Origin of the sequence: Nereida ignava (assembly GCF_047114695.1) — a bacterium.
Taxonomy (GTDB): domain Bacteria; phylum Pseudomonadota; class Alphaproteobacteria; order Rhodobacterales; family Rhodobacteraceae; genus Nereida; species Nereida ignava.
The window spans coordinates 228,900-253,825 of record NZ_CP112885.1; the positions used below are offsets into that span (position 1 = coordinate 228,900).

A 24,926-nucleotide genomic window follows, 5' to 3' on the forward strand; every position below is an offset into this window, starting at 1 on the left:
TGATGGGATTCTGACGTCATGTCTTTCACACTCGCCATTGTGGGCCGCCCGAATGTGGGCAAATCCACTCTTTTCAACCGCCTTGTAGGCAAACGTCTGGCGTTGGTCGATGACCAGCCGGGGGTAACGCGTGATTTGCGTGAGGGCGAGGCGCGCCTTGGTGACCTACGCTTTACGGTGATTGACACGGCTGGGCTTGAAGAGGCCAACGACGACAGTTTGCAAGGACGCATGCGCCGTCTGACTGAGCGCGCTGTTGATATGGCAGATTTCTGTCTGTTCATGATCGATGCCCGTGCGGGTGTGACGTCAACTGACCGGATGTTTGCGGAAATCTTGCGTAAGAAATCGGCCCATGTTTTGCTTGCGGCAAACAAGGGCGAAGGCCGCGCAGCAGATGACGGCGTTATGGAGGCCTATGAATTGGGTTTGGGCGAGCCGCTGCGTCTGTCCGCAGAACACGGCGAAGGCATGGGCGATCTGCTGGCAGAACTCATTCCGTTGGTCGATGACTTTGAGAGTAAAAACAAAGTTATAGAGCCTGAAGTTGATGTAACACTTGAAGATGATGAAGACGCTGAAGAAGTCTATGTGGCACCTACAAAATCCAAGCCGTTGCAGATTGCTGTGGTCGGGCGCCCGAATGCCGGTAAATCAACGCTGATTAATAAAATCTTGGGCGAAGACCGCCTTTTGACGGGCCCTGAGGCTGGCATCACACGCGATGCGATCTCGCTACAAATGGAATGGGGTGAGACACCTGTCCGGATTTTTGACACTGCGGGCATGCGTAAAAAAGCCAAAGTGCAAGAAAAGCTTGAAAAGCTTTCTGTGGGTGATGGTCTGCGAGCCGTGAAATTTGCTGAAGTCGTCGTTGTGTTGTTGGATGCTGCGATCCCGTTTGAGCAACAAGATTTGCGCATCGCCGATTTGGCCGAGCGCGAGGGCCGTGCGGTCGTGGTTGCGGTCAACAAATGGGACATCGAGGACGAAAAGCAGGAAAAGCTAAAAGAGCTGAAGGAGTCGTTTACACGCCTTCTGCCACAGTTGCGCGGCGCGCCGCTGATCACTGTCTCCGCAAAAACGGGACGCGGACTTGAGCGTTTGCGCGAGGCTGTGTTGCGCGCCCACGAAATTTGGAACCGCCGCGTGACGACAGCGCAGCTGAACCGTTGGCTGACCTCAATGATTGAAGCGCACCCGCCGCCCGCACCGGGCGGACGCCGTATCAAACTGCGCTATGCAACCCAGGTAAAGACGCGGCCACCTGCGTTTGTTGTGATGTGTAGTTTGCCCGAAAAACTGCCGACGAGTTATTCGCGCTATCTGGTGAACGGATTGCGTGAAGACTTTGACATGCCGGGCACACCGATCCGCCTGACCATGCGCAGCCAATCACAGGCAAACCCTTATAAAGACAAGAAAAAGTCAACGCCGAGCCGGTTACGCAAGCACCTTGGAAAGCCTTCTTATGATGGGAAGTAGTGCCAAAGTAACTGTGCGTTTGGCACGCGACGCGGACTTCACGGCTTGGAACGGACTATATGCGGGGTACGCTGATTTCTATGGTGTGCCTCAAACCCAAGCGATGCGTGATCGCGTTTGGTCTTGGTGTCATGATCCGTCCAAAAGCACCGAGTGCTACGTTGCTGAAACGACGGAAGGGCAGCTTGTTGGTTTGGCGCACATGCGCGCGTTTGAGCGGCCGCTAGCGGCGTCGATTGGTGGCTTTTTGGATGATCTTTACGTAGATGAGGCGGCTCGCGGTAGCGGCGCTGGACGTGCGCTTATCCTGCATTTGCAATCGGTTTGTGACCAACGCGGATGGGGTGTTCTTCGCTGGATCACAGCCCCAAGCAATGAAGCCGCCCGCGCATTATACGATAGCTTGGCAATAAAGACTGAGTGGCTGACTTACGATCTGGATGTGTAGCGGCGCCATGCGAATGTTGCGGTGAGGCCGATCCCTACTAGTGCCAAGTATCCCGTGATGTTTAGCCCGTTTGCCACAACAATCCCGACCAAAGCCCATACCACTGCGGCAGCGTAGGTGACGGAAAACTTGGCTTTGCGGATGACGAAAATGGCGATGATAAGTGCCATTGTAATGCACAGATATGCCCAGCCATATGCCCCAAACCAAAGGCCGTAGCCCGCGCCCGCCACACCAAGTGATACGTTTGCAGCTGCGGTCAACCAACCGGCATAAAGTCCCACGGGGGCAGCAAACCAGCCGATATCTTTTGTAGGCGCATTGAGCAGTGCCATGAGCGCTGTCGCCAGCATTACCCAGATCAGGATTGTGGCCCATATCGGTGAGGCCAGGGCGACCCAAAGCCATGCGGCACCGACCGCAATGCTTATGATCAGCGGCAGACGCCCGGCGTCCCAACTTGCATCATCACGGCGCTTCAGCACACCGAAAACGGCAGAAATCCCAAGCCACGTATAAATGACGCCCCAAAGCGCAAAGGCGTAGCCTTCGGGCTGCACTGGTGGGTTTGGCTGCGCGATTGGCAGCTGACCGTCGGTGTAGCCGGTGAAGGGTTCCGTCAACAAAGGTGCGGCGAAAAAAGCGGCCGTTGCAACGAGGGTCAGCCACGCCTTCATGCTAATGTGCCATCTGCTTGGATCATGGAGTTGCCGCCCATGAAGGGGCGTAGAACTTCGGGGATGACCACGCTGCCATCTGCTTGTTGGCCGTTTTCGACCACAGCGATCAATGCGCGCCCAACTGCAAGGCCCGAGCCGTTAAGCGTATGAACAAACTGAGGTTTTCCACCATCTTCGGGCTTGAAGCGGGCATTCATACGGCGGGCTTGGAAGTCTCCACAGACTGAAACGCTTGAGATTTCGCGGAAAGCATTCTGGCCTGGCAACCACACTTCGATGTCGTGGGTTTTGATCGCCCCAAAGCCGATATCACCCGTACACAGAACCACGGTGCGGTACGGCAGACCAAGCGCTTCTAGCACACCTTCGGCGCATGCGGTCATGCGCTCGTGCTCCGCCATGCTGTTTTCAGGGTGTGTGATGCTAACCATTTCGACTTTTTCGAATTGGTGCTGGCGAAGGACACCTGATGTATCACGACCTGCAGAGCCGGCTTCAGAACGGAAGCATTGCGTGTGCGCGACCAAGCGGCGGGGCAGGGACGCGGCATCCACGGTTTGGCCGTTTACTGTGTTGGTCAGCGTAACTTCCGCAGTGGGGACAAGCCACCAGCCGTTGGTTGTTTTGTAGCTGTCTTCGCCAAATTTCGGCAGCTGTCCGGTGCCATACATCATGTCTTCGCGTACCAAGATGGGCGTCCACGTTTCGCTTAGCCCGTTGGTATCAACGTGATGGTTAACCATAAATTGCGCCAGCGCGCGGTGCAGGCGTGCAACGGCACCTGACAGTACCATAAAGCGGCTGCCAGACAGTTTCGCGGCCAGTTCAAAATCCAAACCGGCGGCGATGGCGGGAATGTCGTAGTGCTCAAGAGCTGCAAAATCCGTTTCACGCGGCGTGCCCCAGCTTTTAATCTCGACGTTGTCGTCCTCGTCCGCGCCGTCTGGTACCGATGCGTCAAGCAGGTTTGGCAGGCTCATCAACAAATCGGTCAACTCACCGTCAAGGTCTTTGGCCTCATCATTTAGGCGCGCAACGTCTTCTTTCTTTGCTCCAACAAGTGCGCGCAAACGCTCAAACTCGGCCTCATCACCTGATGCTTTGGCAGCGCCCACTTGTTTAGATGCGGCGTTTTGTTCTGCCTTGGCTTCTTCAGATGCTTGGATTTTTGCCCGCCGTGCTGCGTCAATCGCCAAAACATCTGCCGCACGGGTGTCCACGCCGCGCCGTGCCATGGCCGCATCAAAAACATCGGGTGTTTCGCGAATAAGTTTAATGTCGTGCATGGGGTGTGCCTCAGTCCTGCGCGTGAATAATATTGGCCCCCGATATACGCCCGACCGCATGAAATGACCAGCGCAACTGCCGCGCACATTTGGCTGTTTTCGCACCTTGCGCCTGCAGAAATTGACACATAGGTTCAGCCCAGCTTTAACGGGGCGCTTTGTCCCCAACATCCCAGCAAAAAGAGGCCCCCGATGGAAGCGTTTGCACAATTTATCCCGCTCATTCTGATTTTCGCGATCATGTATTTCCTGCTGATCCGTCCTCAGCAGCAAAAACTGAAAAAGCACCAAGAAATGGTGGCTGCCCTGCGTCGTGGGGATCAAGTTGTGACCCAAGGCGGGCTGATCGGTAAAGTGACCCGCGTTAAAGAAGGTGAAAACGAAGCTGAAGTTGAAGTGGCCGAAGGCGTTAAGCTTCGCGTCGTTCAAAGCACGATTGTTGAAGTTTTGAACAAGACAGAACCGGCTAAGTAACTCTAATTCGTCCCTCTTTTAAGGTTCTATCCCATGTTGCAAATCGACCTTTGGAAGCGCATCGCCATCATCCTTACCATTGTGGCGGGCCTTTTGTTGGCTGTTCCAAATGCGTTTTATCCGCGGGTTGAGGCGCATAATGATGCCGTGTTGGCGCTTGAAGGCGGTGCAACCGGGGCAGGACTTGAAGAGAACGCGGCACAGTGGCCCGCGTTCTTGCCGTCTGGTTTGGTGAACTTGGGACTTGATCTGCGCGGTGGCGCGCATCTTCTTGCGGAACTGCCGCTTGAGGATGTGTATGAAAAGCGGCTGGTCGGTTTTTGGCCCTCTGTGCTTGATGCGATGCGTGCCGAGCGTGCCACAATTGGTACATTCCGCCGGATTGGTATTGAAGACGGAGAGCTGCGCATCCGCCTATCGGACGCCAGCAAAATGGACCGTGCCGTTGAGATTGTTAGTGCGCTGGCACGTCCGGTCGTAAACCTGTCAACGGTGGGTGCGACCGACTTTGAGGTGACAAGCCGTAACGATTTGCTGATCGTGACAATGTCCGAGGCTGAACGTCTGGCAACAGATGAACGTACGATGTTGCAATCGCTAGAAATCATCCGTCGCCGGATTGATGAAGTTGGCACCCGTGAGCCTACAATTCAACGTCAGGGCACGAACCGCATTCTCATTCAGGTTCCGGGTCTTGGCTCTGCGCAAGAACTCAAAGACCTGATCGGCACGACCGCGCAGCTTAGCTTTCACCCCGTCGTAGGGCGGACGAGCAATGCGAACGACCGCGCTGGTGTGGGCAATGTGATTTTCCCGTCAATTGATGAGGAAGGCGTCTTTTATGTTCTGGAAGAAAACCCCGTTGTCACCGGCGAGGAGTTGGTCGATAGCCAGCCGAGTTTTGACCAAAATGGCGGCCCTGCGGTTTCTTTCCGCTTCAATTCGGCAGGGGGCGCAAAATTCGGGCGCTATACGGCTGAGAACGTAGGCCAGCTTTTTGCAATCGTGCTGGACGAAGAAGTGATCAGCGCGCCACGTATTAACGAAGCGATCCCCGGTGGGTCAGGCATCATTTCAGGTAATTTCTCGCTTGAGCAGTCAACGCAGCTTGCAGTGCTTTTGCGCGCAGGTGCTCTGCCGGTTGAGCCAACATTTGTTGAGGAACGCACCATTGGGCCGCAGCTTGGTCAGGATAGTATCGACGCGGGACGTATTGCATGCATCGTGGCGTTTTCGGGCGTTCTTGTCTTTATGGTGTTGAGTTACGGAACCTTTGGCCTGTTCGCCAATGTGGCTCTTATTGTGAACGTGGCGATGATTTTTGGATTGCTCTCAATGATTGGTGCCACTTTGACGTTACCGGGCATCGCGGGGATTGTTCTGACCATCGGCATGGCCGTTGATGCGAACGTCCTTATTTTTGAGCGTATCCGCGAAGAACTTAAGTCTGCCAAAGGGCCCGCGCGGGCGATTGAGTTGGGCTATGAAAAGGCTCTGTCGGCCATTCTTGATGCGAACATCACTACATTTATTACGGCTGTCATCCTGTTCGTCATGGGGTCGGGGCCTGTGCGTGGGTTTGCGATCACGCTTGGCTTGGGCATCCTCACATCCGTCTTTACCGCGATTTTCGTGACGCGGCTTATTGTTGTCATTTGGTTCGAGCGCCGCCGCCCGAAAACACTGGAGGTCTAGCCAATGCGTTTGCGTCTGGTTCGCGATAACACCAATTTCGATTTCTTTGCTCGTCCAAAACTGTGGCTTGGCATTTCTGGCGTTATGATGATTATTGCCTTGATTAGCTTTGCTATTCAGGGGCTTAATTACGGGATCGACTTTCAGGGCGGCACGACAATTCGTACGGAAAGCAGCCAGCCTGTTGATGTGGCAAGCTACCGCGCGGCACTAGAGCCGCTTGAGCTTGGGGATATTTCAATCACCGAAGTCTTTGACCCCAACTTCCGCGATGATCAGTTTGTCAGCCAAATTCGCATTCAGGCCCAAGAGGGTGAAGAAGCAGCGTCCGGTGATATGATTGCCGCCGTTGCAGATGCGCTTAGTGCTGTTGATAGTGGCTTGGTCTTACCGTTTCCTGCGGTGGACAGCGTGGGTCCGACTGTCTCGGGCGAATTGATCCAAACAGCTGCGATCGCCGTGGTTTTGGCGATCTTGGCGGTACTTATCTACATCTGGTTACGGTTCGAGTGGCAGTTCGCAGTGGGCGCCGTGGCTGCGTTGGTGCACGATGTGGTGCTTACAATTGGTGTATTTTCTGAACTTCAGATCCGCTTTGATCTGGCTATCATCGCGGCTCTTTTGACAATTGTTGGGTACTCGCTCAACGATACAGTTGTGGTGTTTGACCGCGTTCGGGAAAACTTGCGACGCTATAAGAAGAAAGACCTCAAGGAAGTTCTTAACCTGTCAATCAACGAGACTCTTTCGCGCACGTTCATGACGTCTGTCACAACTTTGCTGGCGTTGATCTCGTTGTTCGTTTTGGGTGGTGATGTCATTCGGGGTTTTGTGTTTGCGATGATTTGGGGCGTGATCGTCGGGACGTATTCGTCGATCTTTGTAGCGTCTGCCACGTTGCTTGCTTTGGGTGTTAAGCGCGATTGGTCAAAACCGACCGACGAGGGCGGCACACAATTCGGCAACACCGATGCCTAGCGCGCTGCCGCGGGTGACGCGGGGAGCGAAAACATGTTTGGGATAACCTCTTGGGAATTCATCCCCGAGGCTTGGCCGCTTTTGCTGGTAACCGTGACTATTGCTGGCTTGGTTCGCGGTTTTGCTGGCTTTGGCACCGCGATGATCTACATGCCCGTCGCCAGTTCGGTTTTTGATCCTTTTGTTGCGCTTACCACGATGGTCATCCTCGATTTATTTGGTCCTGTTCCGGCGGTTCCACGTGCGATCCGCGATGGTGATCCCAAGGATGTTGCGCGGCTTGGGTTTGGTTATGTGCTGACGATGCCGATTGGATTGGCGATCCTGAGTGTCATTGCCCCCGAAGTATTTCGCTACGGCATTTCCACGGTTGCGCTTGTTTTGTTGGTCATTTTGATTGGCGGATTCCGTTACAGTGGGGTGCTTCATAAATGGTTAATCTATGTCACAGGTATGCTTGCAGGCTTCTTCGGCGGAACCAGCGGTCTTGCAGGGCCGCCTGTGATTTTGCTCTACATGGCCAGCTCGAAACCCGTTTCCGTGGTGCGGGCAAACAATATGTTGTTTTTGCTTTTGTCGGATTTGTTGTTGTTGGGCGTCATGGGGGCAACAGGACGCCTGAGTATTGAGGCGATCGTGATCGGTGCGGGTCTGACGCTGCCATATATGACGGGTATTTTGATTGGCACCCGTCTGTTTGATCCCTCGCGCGAGGCAGTATATCGTCGTGTTGCATACACAATCATTGCTATTTCGGCAGTCTCCGGACTGCCGCTTTGGGACTAATACGAAACGGGTGAAACGATGCAGCTGAATGAAATTCATTACGACGATGCAGTGCCGGTTGATGGATACGGCACAGGGTTCTTTCGTGTTGGTGGGCAAGTGTTTCAAGGGCCAATTTTGGTAATGCCAAATGATGTGGTGCCTTGGGCGGGCTTTGAAGATGTTGCAGCAATTCAACCGTTTACAGATCAAATCGATGTTCTTTTTGTGGGCACAGGTGCGGAAATTGCGCATATTCCAACGTCCTTGAAGACTGCCATTGAAGAGACAGGCATTGGTGTTGAGCCGATGTCGTCTCCATCTGCGTGCCGGACATACAACGTGTTGGTTTCAGAAGGGCGTCGCATTGGATTGGCGCTGATCCCAGTCTGATGCTGGAACTTAATGACGTAGCCGTTGCCCGCGGTGGCATCACAGTGCTTGAAGGTGTCAGTTTTCAGCTTGCCGCTGGTAGCGCGCTGATTTTGCGGGGCGAAAACGGGATCGGAAAGACGACGCTGTTGCGCGCTATTGCTGGTATTCAGCCGACAGTTAACGGAACGATCAAAGGGCCTGAGGAAAGTATTGCATTTGCGAGTCATGCGGACGGAATTAAGGCGCAGCTAACAGTGCGTGAAAATCTGGAATTTTGGGCCGAAGTGTACGGCAACGCGTCATCAGATGTGGACGCCGCAATTCAAGCGATGAACCTGACAGAGTTGACTGATCGACCCGCCGCACAAATGTCAGCGGGCCAAAAGCGGCGGCTTGGCTTGGGGCGCTTGCTCGTGACCGCAAGGCCAATCTGGGTACTTGATGAGCCCACAGTCTCGCTTGACCGCGCATCAGTTGTGCTTTTCGCGGATATTGTGCGGGCACATCTTGCGGGCGGTGGGGCTGCTCTGATTGCGACACATATTGATCTTGGGATTGAGGCTGAAACGCTTGATTTAACACCATTTAAGGCCAAAGCGGACGGGACAGCCGATACCTTAGACGGGGACTACTGGTGAAGGCCCTTCTTCTTCGGGATTTACGGCTCGCAATACGGGCCGGTGGTGGCTTCGGCTTGGGCCTCGCGTTCTTTTTGATCCTGGCAACGCTTATCCCATTTGGCGTGGGCCCGCAGCCAGACGTCTTGGCTTCAATCGCGCCTGGCGTTCTTTGGGTCGGTGCACTTTTGTCATGTCTCCTGTCGCTTGAGCGTATTTTCGCGTTAGATTTTGAAGACGGCGCGCTTGATTTGATGGCTAGTTCTCCGCTCCCGTTAGAGGGCATCATTGCGGTTAAATCGTTGGCGCATTGGTTAACAACGGGGCTGCCATTGGTCGTAGCTGCACCGCTTCTTGCTCTTATGTTGAATCTTCCATCACAGTCTTATGGCTGGCTGCTGATGTCGTTGCTCATCGGAACGCCTGCATTAAGTGTGATCGGCGCATTCGGCGCGGCACTTACCGTTGGGTTAAAACGCGGCGGTCTGCTGATATCCCTCTTGGTTCTGCCGCTTTATGTACCAACGCTGATATTTGGTGCCGATGTGGTACGCCGCGCGGGCCAAGGGTTGGACGCCAGCGTACCTGCATTTATGCTCGCAGGGCTGACCTTAGGGGCAGTTGCAATCATGCCATTTGCGAGTGCTGCGGCATTGCGCGCAGGGCTCAAGGGATCGTGAGTGCGGTGCAACGGCGCATAGGGCTGACAATCATGAAAAGAGGGGCTATTTGAAGCGCATGTCACTTTGGGAATATGCAAATCCGCGCAAATTTATGGCGCTTTCGGGCAAACTTCTGCCGTGGACAGCCGTGGGTGCTGCGTTGCTGTGTTGTGTCGGTCTAATTTGGGGCTTTTTTTTCACACCAGATGATTTTCGGATGGGCAGTACCGTTAAGATTATCTACATCCACGTGCCCTCTGCCATGATGGCCATTAATGTTTGGGTGATGATGCTGGTAACGTCCCTGATCTGGCTCATTCGGCGCCATCACGTCAGCGCGCTTGCAGCCAAAGCCGCAGCTCCAATCGGGATGGTGATGACGCTTTTGGCGCTGGCCACCGGTGCGATCTGGGGCAAACCGATGTGGGGAACCTACTGGGCGTGGGACCCGCGTTTGACATCATTCTTGATCCTTTTTCTCTTCTATTTGGGATACATGGCGCTGTGGGAAGCGGTGGAGGACAAAGATACCGCCGCTGATCTGACCTCAGTGATGTGTTTGGTCGGATCGGTCTTTGCGTTGTTGTCACGCTATGCCACGCGCTTTTGGAACCAAGGGTTGCACCAAGGCACATCTGTACCGGTCGCGACGGGCGAGAGGACAGTGGACGATGTGTTTTTCATCCCACTGGCCATATCGATGGTGGGGTTCGGTGTGCTTTTTGTCGCCCTAGTCTTGCTGCGTACGCGGACCGAAGTGCGCGCCCGCCGCTTGGCAGTTTTGAATGCCCGTGAAAGGATGTCCGCATGATTGATCTGGGAAAATACGCGGCGGATGTTGTGTTGGCCTATGGTATCTCGCTTGGGTTGATTGTGGGTCTTATTGGTCTTTCGATGTATCGGGCAAAACGTATGAAAGCTGACCTTGCTGCAGCAGAAGCACGCATTGAAGCGCGGCAGCACAATGGCACTTAAGCCGCTGATGATCATACCGCCCCTTATCTTTGTGGGGTTTGCCGGGCTTGTAGCGGCGGGGTTGTTCCGCGACGATCCCGATGCGCTGCCGTCTGCGCTGATCGGTCGAGAGGCACCTCCGATTGTTGTGAGTCAGTTGTCAAATAAACCAGAAATCCCAAAAGATGCGCTTGGTGAAGCAGGTGTTAAACTTGTTAATTTTTGGGCCAGCTGGTGCGCGCCGTGCCGTGCAGAGCATGATCAACTGATGGCGCTCGCTGGAAATGGCATTCCTATTTATGGCGTAAACTACAAAGATGCTGGCACCGGGAATGCTATTGGGTTTTTGAATGAGCTTGGTGATCCGTACCGTGCCGTCGGTCAGGACTTAACTGGCCGTGCCACTGCGATTGAATGGGGCGTTTACGGTATTCCCGAGACGTTCGTTGTTGATGCAAAAGGGCAGATCACATTCCGCTTCGCGGGCCCAATTACGCAAAGCATTCTGGAAAGCACCATCTTGCCCGAGATTGAAGCCGCGCAGAACAAGTAGCGCATAACCCGCGTCTTCTTTTGTTGCTAAATATCCACTCAACACTTCAAACAAAAACGCCCCGCTGAATAAACAGCGGGGCGTTTTTAATTATTATGGCGCTAGCTTACGCAGCTTTGGCAAGGTTGCGCAGCACGTAGTGAAGCACACCACCGTTTTCGATGTATTCGATCTCGATGTTGGTATCGATACGGCACTTCAGCATGATGTGCTTTTGTGATCCATCAGCCATTGTGATGGTCGCGGGCACTTCTTGCAGCGGCTCGATTGTGTCGAGACCGTTGATCGCCACAGTTTCTTCACCAGTCAAACCAAGTGATTTACGGCTGTCACCACCTGTAAATTCAAACGGGATAACGCCCATGCCAACCAAGTTTGAACGGTGGATACGCTCAAAGCTTTCAGCGATCACAGCTTTAACACCCAAAAGGGCTGTGCCTTTAGCCGCCCAGTCACGGGACGAGCCCGCGCCGTACTGCTCACCACCAAAGATGACCAGCGGTGTGCCAGCTTCTTGGTAGGCCATCGCCGCGTCAAAGATTGATGTCTCGTCACCGTTCGGACCTTTGGTGTAGCCACCCTCAACACCGTCGAGCATTTCGTTCTTGATGCGAATGTTTGCAAACGTGCCGCGCATCATGACTTCGTGGTTACCACGGCGGGACCCGTATGAGTTGAACTCACGGACAGGGACCTGACGCTCGACTAGATATTGACCAGCAGGTGTGGTGTCTTTGAACGAACCAGCAGGGCTGATGTGGTCGGTTGTGATCATGTCACCAAGGACGGCCAAAACCTTGGCGCCTTCAATGTTTTCGATCTTCTTGGTCGCCATTGTGATGCCTTGGAAGTAAGGCGGGTTTTGCACATATGTTGACGCAGCAGGCCAGTCGTATGTTTTTTCGTCAGTTGTTTCAACGGCTTGCCACTTGTCATCGCCTTTGAAGACATCTGCGTATTTCGACAGGAACGCTTCACGGGTTACCGTTTGCTCAACCAGTTCGGCAACCTCTTGGCTGGTGGGCCAGATGTCTTTCAGATACACATCTTTGCCGTCTGGCGTCTGTGTGATCGGATCCGTTGCAAGGTTGATGTCCATCGTGCCCGCAAGAGCGTAGGCCACAACAAGGGGAGGTGACGCAAGATAGTTCGCGCGCACGTCTGGTGAAATCCGGCCTTCAAAGTTGCGGTTGCCAGACAATACTGATGTCGCAACCAAATCACCTTCGGCAATGGCTTCTGACAGCTCTTTCTGGATCGGACCTGAGTTACCGATACATGTTGTGCAACCGTAGCCCACCAAGTTGAAGCCGATTTTATCCAGATCATCTTGCAGATCTGCCGCTTCGAGATACGCCGAAACAACTTGGCTTCCTGGTGCGAGGGAAGTTTTCACCCATGGCTTACGGTCAAGGCCAAGTGCAGCAGCTTTGCGTGCCACAAGGCCCGCGCCGATCATGACGTAGGGGTTGGACGTGTTGGTGCATGAGGTGATTGAGGCAATCACAACTTTACCTGATTCCATTGTGTAATCTTCGCCAGCGACGGGAACCTGTTTGCCCATTGGGCGCTTGAAGGTCTCTTCCATTTCTTTGGCAAATGCTGCTTTCGCGCCAGTCAATGCAACGTAGTCTTGTGGGCGCTTTGGACCGGAAATTGCCGGAACGATTGTGCCCATATCAAGGTGCAAGGTGTCTGTGTAAACAGGTGCGTAATCATCACCACGCCAGAAACCATTTTCCTTGGCATATGCTTCAACGAGGGCCACGCGATCTTCGTCGCGGCCTGTGTTGCGCAGGTAGCGCAGCGTTTCGCTGTCGATTGGGAAGAAGCCACATGTCGCACCATATTCTGGCGCCATGTTAGCAATTGTCGCACGGTCGGCCAGTGGCAATTTATCAAGACCTGCGCCGTAGAATTCGACGAATTTGCCAACAACGCCTTTAGCACGCAGCATTTCAACGACCTTCAGGACCAAGTCGGTACCTGTGGTGCCTTCCATCATGGCACCAGTCAGCTCAAACCCGATAACTTCGGGGATCAACATGGAAATAGGCTGACCAAGCATTGCGGCTTCGGCTTCAATACCGCCAACGCCCCAACCAAGCACAGCAGCGCCGTTCACCATTGTGGTGTGGCTGTCTGTACCAACAAGCGTGTCAGGGTATGCAACGTCAACACCGTTCTGATCTTTGTCAGTCCAGACAGTTTGCGCAAGATACTCAAGGTTTACCTGGTGGCAGATACCTGTGCCGGGGGGCACAACGCGGAAGTTATCAAACGCTTTTTGGCCCCATTTCAGGAAGGTATAGCGCTCCATGTTGCGCTCGTACTCACGGTCCACGTTCATCTGGAATGCACGCGGGTTGCCGAATTCGTCGATCATTACAGAGTGGTCGATGACCAGATCAACAGGGTTCAACGGGTTGATTTTGTCAGGGTTGCCACCAAGCGCCACAATGCCGTCGCGCATCGCTGCAAGGTCAACAACGGCCGGAACGCCTGTGAAATCCTGCATCAAAACACGGGCAGGGCGGTAGGCGATCTCGCGTGGGTTTTTGCCGCCTTTGGCACCCCATTCTGCGAATGCTTTGATATCGTCAACGCTAACCGTTTTGCCATCTTCAAAGCGCAGCATGTTTTCCAAAACGACCTTCAGGGCCGCGGGCAATTTCGCGAAATCACCCAAGCCAGCAGCAGTTGCTGCGGGAATCGAGTAATAGTCGATGCTTTGTGCACCAACTGTAAGCGTTTTGCGGGTTTTTGCGCTGTCATGTCCGACTGTAATGGTCATTTGGCATCCTTCCAAAGGGCTACGGTTGATCAGGTTTAGGTGCGGTTTAGCGCCGTTCGGTTCATAAAATCAACGGCTAATCGACGTTTTGGTATATTTTTGTATACAATTGCACACCGAAATAAGGCGCAACCACGCGTTTGACTGTCATATGGCTCGCAAAACCTTGATTGGCGCATGAGGCTCGCGTGGGTTAGGAAGGGGTAAATCTGAGGAAGACCACATGAAGCAGTTTATATTTGCAGCGGGTATAGCAGCAGTTTGCGCATTTGGCAGCGTGGGTCCAAGTGCGGCGGACGATCATCCGATTGTGGTCGAATTGTTCACATCGCAAGGGTGTTCAAGTTGCCCCCCTGCAGATGCGTTGCTTCATGAATTGGCCGCCCGTGATGATGTCATCGCGTTGGCTTTGCACGTTGATTATTGGGATTACATCGGCTGGAAAGACAAGTTTGCAAATCCAGCCTTTACCAAGCGGCAAAAAGGCTACGCCCGCGCGGCCGGATCGCGGTCAATCTATACGCCACAGATGATCGTAGGCGGGGTTGATCATGTGGTTGGCTACAAGCCGATGCAATTGGCTGATTTTGTCCAAGAACACCGCAGCTTACAGGCAACAGTTGATGTAGGGCTGACCCGTTCCGGTGATCAGCTGAAGGTAACGGCGCAAACTGATGAGCCACGCCAAATGGTTGTTCAACTGGTACGCTATACCCCATTGCAAACTGTCGCGATTGAGCGCGGAGAGAACCGCGGTAAGACTTTGGAATACGCCAACGTCGTCTATGATTGGCAAATGCTCGGCAAATGGGATGGTCGTGCGCCGCTGTCGCTTAGTGTTGATAGCGCCGAAGACGGACCTGTTGTGGCGATCATTCAAGCGGCAACGCATGGTGCAATCTTGGGTGCTGCGCGGCTGCGTTAGTCAGTTAGAAGACACGCCAAGAATATTCTTCCAGCGTCGGTGTATCCAAAACCACTGTTCGGGGTGGGCGTAGACTTTTTGTTCTAATCGCCGGTTCAACTCAATCATAATCGCCTCTGGGCTGTCACCCTCCACGGGCGCCTCTAATTCGGTTTTAAACGTGATGCCGTCTGTGTTGCGGATGCAGAAATATGGCAGCACCAGCGCGTCAAACTTCAAGGCCAGTTCGCCAATGCTTTGGGCCGTGCGCGTTGGTTGCCCCATAAACGGAATTTCTGGCGAGCTTCCTGAGTAAATGTCATAGAGTAAAACCAATGGACCGCCCGCGCGCAGATGTTTGACAAACCCCCGTGTCCCACTGCGTCCTTGGGCAAACATCGGGCCGCTTACGCTTTGCATGGCCTCCACGTAGTGGGCGTTGAAGAACGGGTTTTTCATCGGTCGGTAGAGCGCGCCGATCGTGATCCCTTGGTCTTTCAAAAGAATCCGAAGCGCTTCGTAATTGCCGAAATGACCAGTTGCGAAAATTACGGGACGACCCACATCAAGGGCTGTGCGTAGGGCTGTCATACCGCCGCCGGTGATAGTGCCTTTACGAACGACTTTCGCCAGATCGTTGAGAGAATAATTCTCAATCACAGTGCGGCCTGCGTTGTCACAAGCTGCTTTGGCAAGTCTGCGAATTTCCGGCTTTGGCATCTGCGGAAACACTAGGGTAAGGTTTCTCTCCGCGCGCTTGCGATACCCAGCCACGCGGGCAATACCACCCGATACAATCTGCCCCATCAACCGCACACGCGTTTTGTAGGGTAGACGTTTTGTGAGCCAGATCAGTGTGCGTAATACAAGATCAGTTAACCAATGTTGGATTGTTACGCGGTCAAGCATAGAGGCAAACCGTGTCTCTGATTTTGTCGCAGATGTTTGGGGCTCAACGGGGCGGGGCATGCGTGTTAGGCTTTGCTTTCAGTCGTTTCTTTGGTGCCGAAGGCCACGAATGGCACACCGTTTCAACGGTGTAGCTGTCAGAACGCCCTGACGCAATGATGGTAAGATATGTGCGACTATCCTGAAGTGGATGTCGCGCGTCGGCGGTTTACTCCGCAAGCAGCAGCAACGTGCCAGCAGCTTCCATCTCGCGGATCGTGGCTACAACAGCGCTCATGGCATCCTCACCATCGGCCTGGGACACCTGCCCGCCATCTTTGATCTCGTCGCGCATACTTTCGGCCATCCGCTTAGACATGTTGTCCAAAATAAAGTTGGCGGGGGCTTCCATGCCTGTGGACAGTGCCGCAGATAGGGCGGTCAACAGCTGTTCGGGCGCCACGTCTTTGGTGATTTTGGGCACATCGCGCGGGTCAATCCGTTCTGGGATATTTGCGAATGTGAAGATGGATTTACGCACATCTTCGGCAAATTTGGCGTCCGTTTCATCAAGACCTACAAGTACGTCATCACGTGTTTGGGCGCGGGCAAAGTTCAAGATTGCGCCGACGCGCTCAACAGGGCTGTCATCGAAGGCTTGCACCGGCTGGGTACCCAGTTGGTCAACGATGGAAATGCCAATCAACTCAATTGCTTGTGGCGTAACGCCTGTTGTCACAGAAATGGCGTATGTAATGCGGCGCGCGCGTTCACCGGGCAGGGCGCCAAGGATTTCAGCGGCCTTTGCAACCTGAAGCTTTGACAAAACAACCGCGCAAACCTCGATGCTTTCACCTGCTAACAGATCAACCAGCTGTGTCACGGGCAGGCCTGCGATGGTTTCCCACGGGTTCGATTGTGGGGAGAGGCCCGCCTCCTTGCGCAGCCGTCCCGCAAGGCTGGGATCAAGAGATTTCCCCATCAAATCAAGGGTGCCACCAATGTCTTTGGGGAAAGTCAGCGCCGTGCTTTCCAACTCGGCCACAAATTCATCAATCACGGCTTCAACCGTGGCCCGATCAAGGGGGCTCATCTGCCGCATTTGATCCATCAAGCCGGTCTGTTGCTCAATCGCGAGTGTGCTCAACGACAACTCACCGCCACCGCCCAAAAGCGCGCGCACAATCACGGCTGCTTTCTCACGCTTGGTCAAGCCAGCCGTGTCAGAACCCGCTGCGGGCAATTCTGGAAAGGACGGAATCACACAACACCCCTTGTGACGATCAATTAGGGGCATCTAACGCAGCGGATATGAACAACCCCCTAAAGGATTGCATTTTAAGCGTTTTTAATAGCTGTAGCCTTGGCCGTTTTGCAGCGCCATGCGCAGGGAAATCTCCGCCCATGTGCCGCGACCGCCACGGGTGCGAATTTCGGTCAGCTGTGCTGAGGCCAGCTCGATGTCGCCACTCTCAACATAACCCTGACCCATATATGAGCGCGCCAAAAGGTTGTCGGGGTTCACGGCCAGCGCTTTTTGATAATAGGCAAGGCCGGTACTGGCGTCGCCCATTTTGCGGTGGGTAAAGCCCAGATATGTCAACACACGGTCGTCATTGGGCATTTGCATCAAATTGAGCATTTGCTGTGCATCTTGGTGGCGGCCCGCGTAGGCCAACTCGCGCGCGGCGTCAAACATTGCGTCATTGCCAAGGGCACTTTTCTTGATCTCAACGCAGCTCTGTTTGTCCGCGTCGTAGACCATTCCGGTCTCACATTCGGTCGTGGTTTTGGTGGCTTTGGGTGGTGTTGAGCTGCTGGACCCTGCCGCAAAAAGGGCTGTAGGTGCCAAAGCAAGGGCCGCGATAAGTGTGGTGCGCATCTTAGATCCTCGTAACTGGTTGCCCGTTAGAGGATAGAGCGGCGCAGTGCGTGGCCAAGTCCCAAAGCGGGCAGGCCACGCATCTGTGATGAAGCTTAGCCGAAAACGCGTTTGAAAATGGTATCAACGTGTTTGGTATGATAGCCGAGATCGAATTTCTCCTCGATGCTTTCAACACCCAACGCGGCAACAACATCGCTGTCGCCCAGCAGTTCGGTTTTGAAGTCTTTGCCGTCTTCCCACACTTTCATCGCATTGCGCTGAACATAGACATAGGCGTCTTCGCGCGACACACCCGCTTGGGTCAGGGCAAGCAGTACGCGCTGTGACATCACAAGGCCGCTGAATTTGTTCATGTTGGCCAACATGTTATCGGGATAAATCAGAAGCTTGTCGATAACTGACGTCAGACGCGCCAGCGCGAAATCAAGGGTGACAGTTGTGTCTGGGCCAATCGTGCGCTCAACGCTGGAGTGGCTGATGTCACGCTCGTGCCAAAGGGCCACGTTTTCCATCGCTGGAACAACGGCCATACGCACAATCCGCGCAAGGCCCGTCAGGTTTTCTGTCAGCACAGGGTTTTTCTTGTGCGGCATCGCAGACGAGCCTTTTTGGCCTGCGCTGAAATATTCCGCTGCTTCCAGAACCTCCGTGCGCTGCATGTGACGCACTTCTGTGGCGATATTCTCAACACTCGAGGCGATAACACCCAAAGTTGCAAAGAATGCCGCATGACGGTCACGGGGGATAACTTGGGTGCTGATCGGCTCAGGTGTGAGGCCAAGCTTTGCGCAGACATGTTCTTCTACGCGCGGGTCGATGTTGGCAAAAGTACCGACAGCGCCGCTGATGGCGCCCGTCGCGATTTCGTTGCGTGCGGTGCGCAAACGTGTCAGGTTGCGATCCATCTCCGCGTAAAAACGCGCAAGCGTTAGACCCATGGTGGTGGGCTCGGCGTGGATGCCGTGGCTGCGGCCGACGCGGATGGTGTCTTTGTGCTCAATCGCGCGGCGCTTCAGGGCGGCTAGCAACGCTTCAAGATCAGCAATCAGCAGATCAGCGGCGCGGGTAAGTTGCACGTTGAATGTGGTGTCCAACACATCTGATGATGTCATGCCTTGGTGAACAAAGCGGGCCTCATCGCTGCCGACGTGCTCTGCCAAGTGGGTCAGAAACGCGATGACGTCGTGTTTGGTGACGGCCTCGATCTCATCAATGCGGTCCACATCGAACTCAACGTCTTTTGCCTTCCAAACCGCGTCAGCGTTTTCGCGCGGGATCACACCAAGATCAGCCATCGCATCGCACGCGTGGGCCTCAATCTCGTACCAGATCTTGAACTTGGTTTGCGGCGACCAGATAGAGACCATTTCAGGGCGGGAATAACGAGGGATCATGGGGCGTGGCCTTTTTTGAAGAGAGTTGGGGTTGGCAAAGGGCTTGGCGGCCTCTTAAACCCTTGGGCAGATGGGAACAAGGGCAGGGTACGGGACACCGGTGATGATGGCGCCGTATTCGACATGCATATGGACAAAACGGATGATGGAATGAGCAAAGATTCAGCAGTTAGACAGTTGTCCGATTTTGAGGGCGTTTGGCAAATTACCCGCAAGATTATCCATGCAGATGGCACAGTTGCGCGGTTTAACGGTACGGGGACATTCGTCCGCGTTCAGTCAGGCCTTGTCTATGATGAAAGCGGCGCGCTGCAATTTGAAATGCAGCGGACAGATGTCTCGGGTGCGGCAGAGCTGGGCCCCGAGATTACAGGTACCCGCAGATATTTTTGGGACACGCCTGATGATGGCTCGGGCTCGGATCATGTGCCTGTGCGATTTGCAGATGGCCGTGCGTTTCATCTGGTCCCTTTGTGCGGGGGTGATGCGGCGCATTGGTGTGATCCCGATCAGTATGATGTGTCTTATGATTTCACCCAGTGGCCGGTTTGGGCAGCGGTCTGGCACGTGCGCGGACCGCGCAAAGACTATGTGATGACAAGCCAGTACTGTCGCTAACACTGTGGTCGGGGTGCTTATTCTCTTGCGATTGGGCCGTGTGCGCGATTAAACAGGCGGTAACGAGAACAAGATTGGAGATCTCCGATATGGCGTTGACCATGAACGACAAAGTCCTGACCGAAGCGTTTGGCGCATCCGAAGGCGCGCTTTTGCGCCTCAAGCAAATCATGCTGGTAGTGGTCGGTATTGCCGCGCTGGCGATCGCTGCAAAAGTGAAGATCCCCATGATCCCCGTACCAATGACCCTTGGTACATTGGCCGTTCTGACCGTTGGCGCGGCCTATGGCCCGCGTTTGGGATTGGTGACAATCATCGGTTACATGATCTTGGGTGCGGCAGGCTTTGACGTGTTTGCATCATCTGCGGCGGGCGTGTCCGGCATTGAATACATGATGGGTGGCACAGGCGGCTATCTGGTTGGCTACGTGCTTGCGACGTTCGCATTGGGTGTTTTGGCGCGCATGGGCTGGGATCGTAGCGCTGCGAAAATGGCCGCAGCGATGCTGATCGGTAACGCACTTATCTACATCCCGGGCCTGTTGTGGCTTGGCACACTTTACGGTTGGGACAAGCCGATCCTTGAGTGGGGCCTCACACCGTTCATCTACGGCGATCTGCTGAAATTGGCGATTGCGGCGATGATCGTGCCAATGGCTTGGAAGGCAATCGGCAAAGCCCGCGGCTGATCCTACGAAACATATTTGACGTTATTGAGGCGCTCACCAATTAGGTGGGCGCCTTTTTTCATGAGCGGACGATTAAGAGCGCAATGAGACAGGTGTCCGTGTACAGGTCAATCGTCACTTACGCGCCTGATGCGAGCACGGTCTCAATCTCGCTGGATTGCTCAAGGGTTTTGTGAACCGGACATTTGTCCGCAATTTCCATTAAACGTGTGGTTTGCTCAGGTGTTAAAGGGCCGGACAGGTGTATCGCGCGGCGGAAATTATCGATACGGACATTTGTTGCGGGATCGCTGTCTTGGGCGTGCATTTTGTCGTGGGTAACGTCCACGGACACATGTTCAAGGGGCCAGCCCTTGCGCCGCGCGTACATCCGAATTGTCATTGATGTGCACGCCCCCAAACCCGCTGCAAGAAACCCGTAAGGGGACATTCCCTGATTTGTGCCGCCGTAGGCCTGAGGCTCATCCGCAAGCACGTGATGTTTTTCACCTGATCTGATGTCTTGCAAAAACCCTTTGGGATCGGCCTCTGACACACGGGTAACACCTTCGGGCACGCCAATGGGCGGCGCGGGACGTGTAACATCAATATACCGCTCGGCCCACGCGGCAATCACACCCGCGGCGTATTCTGCATCTTCAGGGCTGCGCAACAGGTGGTCGGCCTTGTCGAGTGTCACAAATGACTTTGGATGCCGTGCGGCGCCAAAGATCTGACTGGCGTTTTCAATACCCACGGTTTCATCAACGGGCGAATGCATGACCAAAAGGGCGGCGTTGAGGTTTCGTACAGCGGCCTCAATTTCAATGCCCTGGACGTCCTCAACGAACTGTTTGCCAATCGTAAACGGGCGCCCACCAAGGGTCACTTCGGCGGAACCTTTTGCGATTATATCTGGAATGGCGCTGGCAAAATGATGGGTCACATGCGCGGGGTCAAAAGGTGCACCAAGGGTCACGACGCCCTTAATCTGGGGTAATTGTGCAGCGGCCTTCAACACGGCGGCCCCGCCTAGGGAGTGCCCGATCAACAGAGAAGGCGTCAAATTCCGGTTGGTCAGATAGGCGCTCGCAGCGACCAGATCATCTACGTTTGAGGTGAAATCCGTTTGGGCAAAGCGCCCCTCGGACTGTCCAAGACCGGTAAAATCAAAGCGCATAACAGCAAACTCCATGGCCGATAGACGGGCCGCGATGCGCCGTGCGGCGGGCAGGTCTTTGGTGCACGTAAAACAATGGGCCAGAAGCGCCGTTGCAACAGGGTCTCCTGCGGGCAAATCAAGACGCGCAGATAGGCTTAGGCCAGCGTTATTTTTGAATTCAATTGTCTCGCTCGGCATGGTGTGCCCCTTTTTGCTGTGTTTCATATGTGCAAGTTGGGCGGTGCAATCGCAAGTTATGCTTCATCGGCGTCACGGGAAGGTGACGGAAGTTACGTTTTGCCTTTGGCTGCATAAATAGCTTATGACAAGAAAAAGCCGCGCCAGAAGAGATCCGGACGCGGCAGTTGGTCGGGGGGAGATGAGATGTGGTGTTAGGCCGAGCAGCAGATCAGACCGCGGCGCAGACGTTCTTCCAAAGTTGCGCGGGCAGGGCGCGCGGCGCGTAATTGGATTGCAATCGCCGACCATCCGCCGCTGCCGCGTTTGCGGATCGACAGGGTCTTGCGTTCAATGCGCTTGGGACTGATTTGGCCGTGCGCGGCATTTGGGGGCGTGGTCTGGGATATCGACATCTGTGCAATCCTTTTATTGGATGATCTTTGTTTAGATGCCGATTTGGGAACAATAAGGTTAAAATTGTGGAAATGTTTTGTTTCCGAAGTCGAAAAAGTGTCATTTGCGATAGTTAATGCGTGTTGGTGAGACAGTTATGTCACTTATTCAAGCTGTGGGCTGTGGCGCATAAGTCTGCCACACGCCTACGAAAAAGGGCGCCCCGATGCGGAGCGCCCTTAGTTCTGTCATCTAAAGCAGCGATTAGCAGCTGTAGTACATTTTGAATTCAACAGGGTGTGGTGTGTGCTCATACGCCACCAGTTCTTCCATTTTGAGAGCAACGTAGCCATCAATTTGGTCTTTTGTGAACACGTCACCGGCCAAGAGGAACTCGTGATCTGCTTCCAGAGCGTCAAGCGCTTCGCGCAAGCTGCCGCAGACTGTTGGAATTTCTGCAAGCTCTTCTGGTGGCAGGTCGTAAAGGTCTTTGTCAGACGCCGCACCTGGGTCAATCTTGTTTTTGATGCCGTCAAGGCCAGCCATCAACAAGGCTGCAAAGCACAAGTATGGGTTGGCTGCGGGATCAGGGAAACGAGCTTCGACGCGTTTTGCTTTGGGGCTTTCGGCCCACGGAATACGTACGCAGCCTGAGCGGTTACGAGCAGAATATGCGCGCAGAACAGGTGCTTCAAAGCCCGGGATCAAACGCTTGTAGCTGTTTGTGGACGGGTTTGTGAACGCGTTCAGTGCTTTTGCGTGCTTCAAGATGCCGCCAATGAAATACAGTGCTTCTTGGCTGAGATCGGCGTATTTGTCACCTGCAAACAATGGCTTACCATCTTTCCAGATGGACATGTTTACGTGCATGCCCGTGCCGTTATCGCCTGCGATTGGCTTTGGCATGAAGGTTGCGGATTTACCGTATGCGTGTGCCACGTTGTGGATCACGTATTTGTATTTCTGCAGCTCATCGGCTTGCTTGGTGAGTGAACCGAAGATAAGGCCAAGCTCGTGCTGGCATGACGCCACTTCGTGGTGGTGCTTGTCCACCTTCATGCCCATGCGCTTCATGGTCGACAGCATTTCGCCGCGGATGTCTTGCGCATCGTCAATTGGGTTAACAGGGAAGTAACCACCTTTAACGCCAGGACGGTGGCCCATGTTGCCCATTTCGTACTCGGTGTCTGTGTTCCATGACGCGTCTTGTGCGTCGATTTGGTAAGACACTTTGTTCATTTCAACAGAGAAACGTACGTCGTCAAATAGGAAGAATTCAGCTTCTGGGCCAAAGAATGACTGGTCGCCAATGCCTGACGAGATCAGGTAGGCTTCTGCTTTTTCTGCGGTGCCGCGTGGGTCGCGTGAGTAGGGCTCGCCAGTGTCTGGCTCAACGACCGAGCAGTGAATGCAGAGTGTTTTTTCAGCATAGAACGGGTCGATGTAAGCAGAGTTGGCATCGGGGATCAGCTTCATGTCTGACTCTTCGATCGATTTCCAGCCCGCAATGGATGAGCCGTCGAACATGAAACCGCCGTCAAGGAAGTCTTCGTCAACTTCGTCATTGATTACAGTTACGTGCTGCAGCTTGCCGCGTGGGTCTGTGAAACGGATGTCGACATACTCGATGTCTTCGTCCTTGATCATCTTTACGATGTCAGCGTTGGTTGTCATTACCATGGCTCCCTTAGAAATAGTGTGGGTAAAGAATGGGTTAGATAGCGTCGTCGCCGGTTTCACCGGTACGAATGCGGATGGCTTGGCTTACGTCAGATACGAAAATCTTACCATCGCCGATTTTGTCTGTTTTGGCCGCGTTGATGATCGCGTCAATCGCTGGATCAAGCAGATCATCGGGCAATACGACTTCAATTTTCACTTTAGGCAGAAAATCCACGACATACTCAGCGCCACGATACAGTTCTGTGTGCCCCTTTTGACGGCCAAAACCTTTGACTTCAATTACGGAAAGGCCTTGCACACCAATATCTTGGAGCGCTTCTTTAACTTCGTCCAATTTGAACGGCTTAATGATTGCTTCGAGTTTTTTCACCGCGCAGAGCCTCCTGAATTGTGCTGCTACGGGCAAATCATGTCTGTGGGTGGGGGACAATATATCAGACGACACAGATCGGCTGTGACCAGCGAATTTAGAATTGCTGCTTAAAAATTAAGCAATGCGCCGAAAATAACCGCAGAAAATAAACTGCGCCTTACTTGGAGCAAGATTACTCGGTTAATGATGCGACATGTTCGCGCTCAACGATCATTTCAAGCCCGTTCGCATAAATGATCTGCGGGGTATCAAACTGTAGGTGTAGCAACGGCGTGCGCCGCTTGGTTCCGCGAACGATCGTCTCACCGTTCACTAGTTTTTCAGCATTAATGATCGCTTGAGGTGTCCCGCGGAGGGCCTTCGCCAGCCAGTTCCGCAGCAAAACAGGTTGATCGGAGCGTAAACACAGATGACCGCGGGGTAGGTCAGGTCCGAGCGCATGGGCGGACATGTGTATCGGGTCTAAGATATCAGAACTCTGATGAATGCCGTGAAGCCTGACCAAACCGCGGTTGCGCGATACAATGCGATCGCCTGCGTTAAGGTATTCAACGGGAAGCTCGCCTTCCGCTGTCATGATTAACGTGCCGGGCACAAAACCGGACGTATGTAATTCGTGCACACCGTTAGAGTGGTCAGTTCTTGTGTATGTATTAACCTGCTCTGCAGTGCGTCCGGCCATTTTCGGCTCCATCACGCAAGTCCTGCTACTGTCTCAATGCCTTAACCTTAACAAAGGGTGAACGTGATGTCTTGGTAAGAGTTCTGGGACCTGACGCATTTTATGCAGATTTTTTCGCCTGTTGCGCAAAAACCCTCTCGCATCCCGCGCAGAGCTTTGCTAAGTGCTTGCTCAGTGCGGGTGTGGCGGAATTGGTAGACGCACCAGATTTAGGTTCTGGCGCCGCGAGGCGTGGGGGTTCAAGTCCCTTCACCCGTACCATTTACACAATAGATTTAGGCATATTTTGAAAGGCGCTTGCACCTTTTGGCCGACCCTCATAGAAGGGCC

General features: G+C 53.9%; 27 protein-coding genes and 1 tRNA gene. 16 read left to right on the top strand and 12 right to left on the bottom strand.

The window, feature by feature from the left end; translation table 11 throughout:
• The first annotated feature begins 18 nt into the window (after positions 1-18).
• A complete protein-coding gene (gene der, locus OLX08_RS01095; protein ID WP_391481944.1) occupies positions 19-1,485 on the top strand; it encodes a ribosome biogenesis GTPase Der in 1,467 nt (488 codons plus the stop codon).
• Positions 1,472-1,933: a GNAT family N-acetyltransferase gene (locus OLX08_RS01100; protein ID WP_391481945.1), complete on the top strand. Its 462-nt coding sequence runs from the start codon at positions 1,472-1,474 to the stop codon at positions 1,931-1,933. The genes der and OLX08_RS01100 overlap by 14 nt, the downstream gene beginning before the upstream one ends.
• Here OLX08_RS01100 and OLX08_RS01105 read toward each other — a convergent pair.
• Both OLX08_RS01105 and serS read right to left on the bottom strand, forming a co-directional pair.
• Positions 1,915-2,610: a hypothetical protein gene (locus tag OLX08_RS01105; RefSeq protein WP_391481947.1), complete on the bottom strand. Its 696-nt coding sequence runs from the start codon at positions 2,608-2,610 to the stop codon at positions 1,915-1,917. The two genes, OLX08_RS01100 and OLX08_RS01105, sit on opposite strands and share 19 nt — an antisense overlap.
• Positions 2,607-3,899: a serine--tRNA ligase gene (gene serS, locus OLX08_RS01110; RefSeq protein WP_391481948.1), complete on the bottom strand. Its 1,293-nt coding sequence runs from the start codon at positions 3,897-3,899 to the stop codon at positions 2,607-2,609. The genes OLX08_RS01105 and serS overlap by 4 nt, the downstream gene beginning before the upstream one ends.
• Positions 3,900-4,091: 192 nt before the next feature.
• Between serS and yajC the strand changes: the two genes are divergently transcribed.
• Genes yajC through OLX08_RS01160 form a run of 10 tightly spaced genes read left to right on the top strand, consistent with a single transcriptional unit; the run spans position 4,092 to position 10,972 of the window.
• On the top strand, positions 4,092-4,373 hold the full coding sequence (gene yajC, locus OLX08_RS01115; protein ID WP_048597440.1) for a preprotein translocase subunit YajC: 282 nt from the start codon (positions 4,092-4,094) through the stop codon (positions 4,371-4,373).
• Positions 4,374-4,406: 33 nt separating this feature from the next.
• On the top strand, positions 4,407-6,068 hold the full coding sequence (gene secD, locus OLX08_RS01120) for a protein translocase subunit SecD (protein WP_391481951.1): 1,662 nt from the start codon (positions 4,407-4,409) through the stop codon (positions 6,066-6,068).
• 3 nt (positions 6,069-6,071) lie between these two features.
• A complete protein-coding gene (gene secF / locus OLX08_RS01125; RefSeq protein WP_391481952.1) occupies positions 6,072-7,046 on the top strand; it encodes a protein translocase subunit SecF in 975 nt (324 codons plus the stop codon).
• A gap of 33 nt (positions 7,047-7,079) precedes the next feature.
• Positions 7,080-7,832 (top strand): TSUP family transporter, encoded by a 753-nt coding sequence (locus OLX08_RS01130; protein ID WP_391481954.1) that lies wholly within the window; start codon positions 7,080-7,082, stop codon positions 7,830-7,832.
• Between the two features lie 18 nt (positions 7,833-7,850).
• Entirely contained in the window at positions 7,851-8,204 is a 354-nt protein-coding gene (locus OLX08_RS01135; protein WP_391481956.1) for an Mth938-like domain-containing protein, read from the top strand.
• Positions 8,201-8,824: a heme ABC exporter ATP-binding protein CcmA gene (gene ccmA, locus OLX08_RS01140; RefSeq protein ID WP_391483156.1), complete on the top strand. Its 624-nt coding sequence runs from the start codon at positions 8,201-8,203 to the stop codon at positions 8,822-8,824. Before OLX08_RS01135 ends, ccmA begins: the two co-directional genes overlap by 4 nt.
• Positions 8,821-9,483, top strand: coding sequence for a heme exporter protein CcmB (gene ccmB / locus OLX08_RS01145; RefSeq protein ID WP_391481958.1), 663 nt, complete (start codon positions 8,821-8,823; stop codon positions 9,481-9,483). The genes ccmA and ccmB overlap by 4 nt, the downstream gene beginning before the upstream one ends.
• A gap of 58 nt (positions 9,484-9,541) precedes the next feature.
• Entirely contained in the window at positions 9,542-10,276 is a 735-nt protein-coding gene (locus tag OLX08_RS01150; RefSeq protein WP_391481959.1) for a heme ABC transporter permease, read from the top strand.
• The gene (gene ccmD / locus OLX08_RS01155) at positions 10,273-10,440 is read left to right on the top strand and encodes a heme exporter protein CcmD (protein WP_391481960.1); all 168 of its coding nucleotides are present in this window, start codon (positions 10,273-10,275) and stop codon (positions 10,438-10,440) included. The genes OLX08_RS01150 and ccmD overlap by 4 nt, the downstream gene beginning before the upstream one ends.
• A gap of 7 nt (positions 10,441-10,447) precedes the next feature.
• Positions 10,448-10,972 (top strand): DsbE family thiol:disulfide interchange protein, encoded by a 525-nt coding sequence (locus tag OLX08_RS01160; RefSeq protein WP_412535660.1) that lies wholly within the window; start codon positions 10,448-10,450, stop codon positions 10,970-10,972.
• A 106-nt stretch (positions 10,973-11,078) separates the two neighbouring features.
• Here the strand turns inward: OLX08_RS01160 and acnA are convergent, their stop codons facing one another.
• On the bottom strand, positions 11,079-13,766 hold the full coding sequence (acnA, locus tag OLX08_RS01165) for an aconitate hydratase AcnA (RefSeq protein ID WP_391481963.1): 2,688 nt from the start codon (positions 13,764-13,766) through the stop codon (positions 11,079-11,081).
• A gap of 223 nt (positions 13,767-13,989) precedes the next feature.
• On the opposite strand from acnA, the gene OLX08_RS01170 reads away from it, so the two are divergent.
• Positions 13,990-14,691 (top strand): DUF1223 domain-containing protein, encoded by a 702-nt coding sequence (locus OLX08_RS01170; protein WP_391481965.1) that lies wholly within the window; start codon positions 13,990-13,992, stop codon positions 14,689-14,691.
• Here the strand turns inward: OLX08_RS01170 and OLX08_RS01175 are convergent, their stop codons facing one another.
• The 4 genes from OLX08_RS01175 to purB all read right to left on the bottom strand — a co-directional run bounded on the left by OLX08_RS01175 (position 14,692) and on the right by purB (position 18,837).
• Positions 14,692-15,639, bottom strand: coding sequence for a lysophospholipid acyltransferase family protein (locus tag OLX08_RS01175; RefSeq protein ID WP_391481966.1), 948 nt, complete (start codon positions 15,637-15,639; stop codon positions 14,692-14,694).
• A 148-nt stretch (positions 15,640-15,787) separates the two neighbouring features.
• A complete protein-coding gene (locus tag OLX08_RS01180) occupies positions 15,788-16,822 on the bottom strand; it encodes a FliG C-terminal domain-containing protein (RefSeq protein ID WP_391481967.1) in 1,035 nt (344 codons plus the stop codon).
• Positions 16,823-16,906: 84 nt separating this feature from the next.
• On the bottom strand, positions 16,907-17,440 hold the full coding sequence (locus OLX08_RS01185; RefSeq protein ID WP_391481968.1) for a hypothetical protein: 534 nt from the start codon (positions 17,438-17,440) through the stop codon (positions 16,907-16,909).
• A 95-nt stretch (positions 17,441-17,535) separates the two neighbouring features.
• Complete coding sequence (purB, locus tag OLX08_RS01190) at positions 17,536-18,837, bottom strand: adenylosuccinate lyase (RefSeq protein WP_391481969.1); 1,302 nt, start codon at positions 18,835-18,837, stop codon at positions 17,536-17,538.
• A 150-nt stretch (positions 18,838-18,987) separates the two neighbouring features.
• On the opposite strand from purB, the gene OLX08_RS01195 reads away from it, so the two are divergent.
• The gene (locus OLX08_RS01195) at positions 18,988-19,455 is read left to right on the top strand and encodes a DUF6314 family protein (RefSeq protein ID WP_391481971.1); all 468 of its coding nucleotides are present in this window, start codon (positions 18,988-18,990) and stop codon (positions 19,453-19,455) included.
• Positions 19,456-19,544: 89 nt separating this feature from the next.
• Complete coding sequence (locus OLX08_RS01200) at positions 19,545-20,144, top strand: biotin transporter BioY (RefSeq protein WP_048597450.1); 600 nt, start codon at positions 19,545-19,547, stop codon at positions 20,142-20,144.
• Between the two features lie 118 nt (positions 20,145-20,262).
• Here OLX08_RS01200 and OLX08_RS01205 read toward each other — a convergent pair whose 3' ends face one another.
• From OLX08_RS01205 to OLX08_RS01225, 5 genes are all read right to left on the bottom strand, one after another.
• Complete coding sequence (locus tag OLX08_RS01205; protein WP_391481972.1) at positions 20,263-21,483, bottom strand: alpha/beta fold hydrolase; 1,221 nt, start codon at positions 21,481-21,483, stop codon at positions 20,263-20,265.
• Positions 21,484-21,677: 194 nt separating this feature from the next.
• Entirely contained in the window at positions 21,678-21,878 is a 201-nt protein-coding gene (locus OLX08_RS01210; protein WP_391481974.1) for a hypothetical protein, read from the bottom strand.
• Positions 21,879-22,122: 244 nt separating this feature from the next.
• Positions 22,123-23,532, bottom strand: coding sequence for a type I glutamate--ammonia ligase (gene glnA / locus OLX08_RS01215; RefSeq protein WP_391481975.1), 1,410 nt, complete (start codon positions 23,530-23,532; stop codon positions 22,123-22,125).
• 40 nt (positions 23,533-23,572) lie between these two features.
• Positions 23,573-23,911, bottom strand: coding sequence for a P-II family nitrogen regulator (locus tag OLX08_RS01220; RefSeq protein WP_048597454.1), 339 nt, complete (start codon positions 23,909-23,911; stop codon positions 23,573-23,575).
• A 175-nt stretch (positions 23,912-24,086) separates the two neighbouring features.
• Positions 24,087-24,596, bottom strand: coding sequence for a Hint domain-containing protein (locus tag OLX08_RS01225; RefSeq protein WP_391481976.1), 510 nt, complete (start codon positions 24,594-24,596; stop codon positions 24,087-24,089).
• A 176-nt stretch (positions 24,597-24,772) separates the two neighbouring features.
• On the opposite strand from OLX08_RS01225, the gene OLX08_RS01230 reads away from it, so the two are divergent.
• Positions 24,773-24,857: transfer RNA gene (locus tag OLX08_RS01230), tRNA-Leu, on the top strand.
• Positions 24,858-24,926 lie beyond the last annotated feature (69 nt).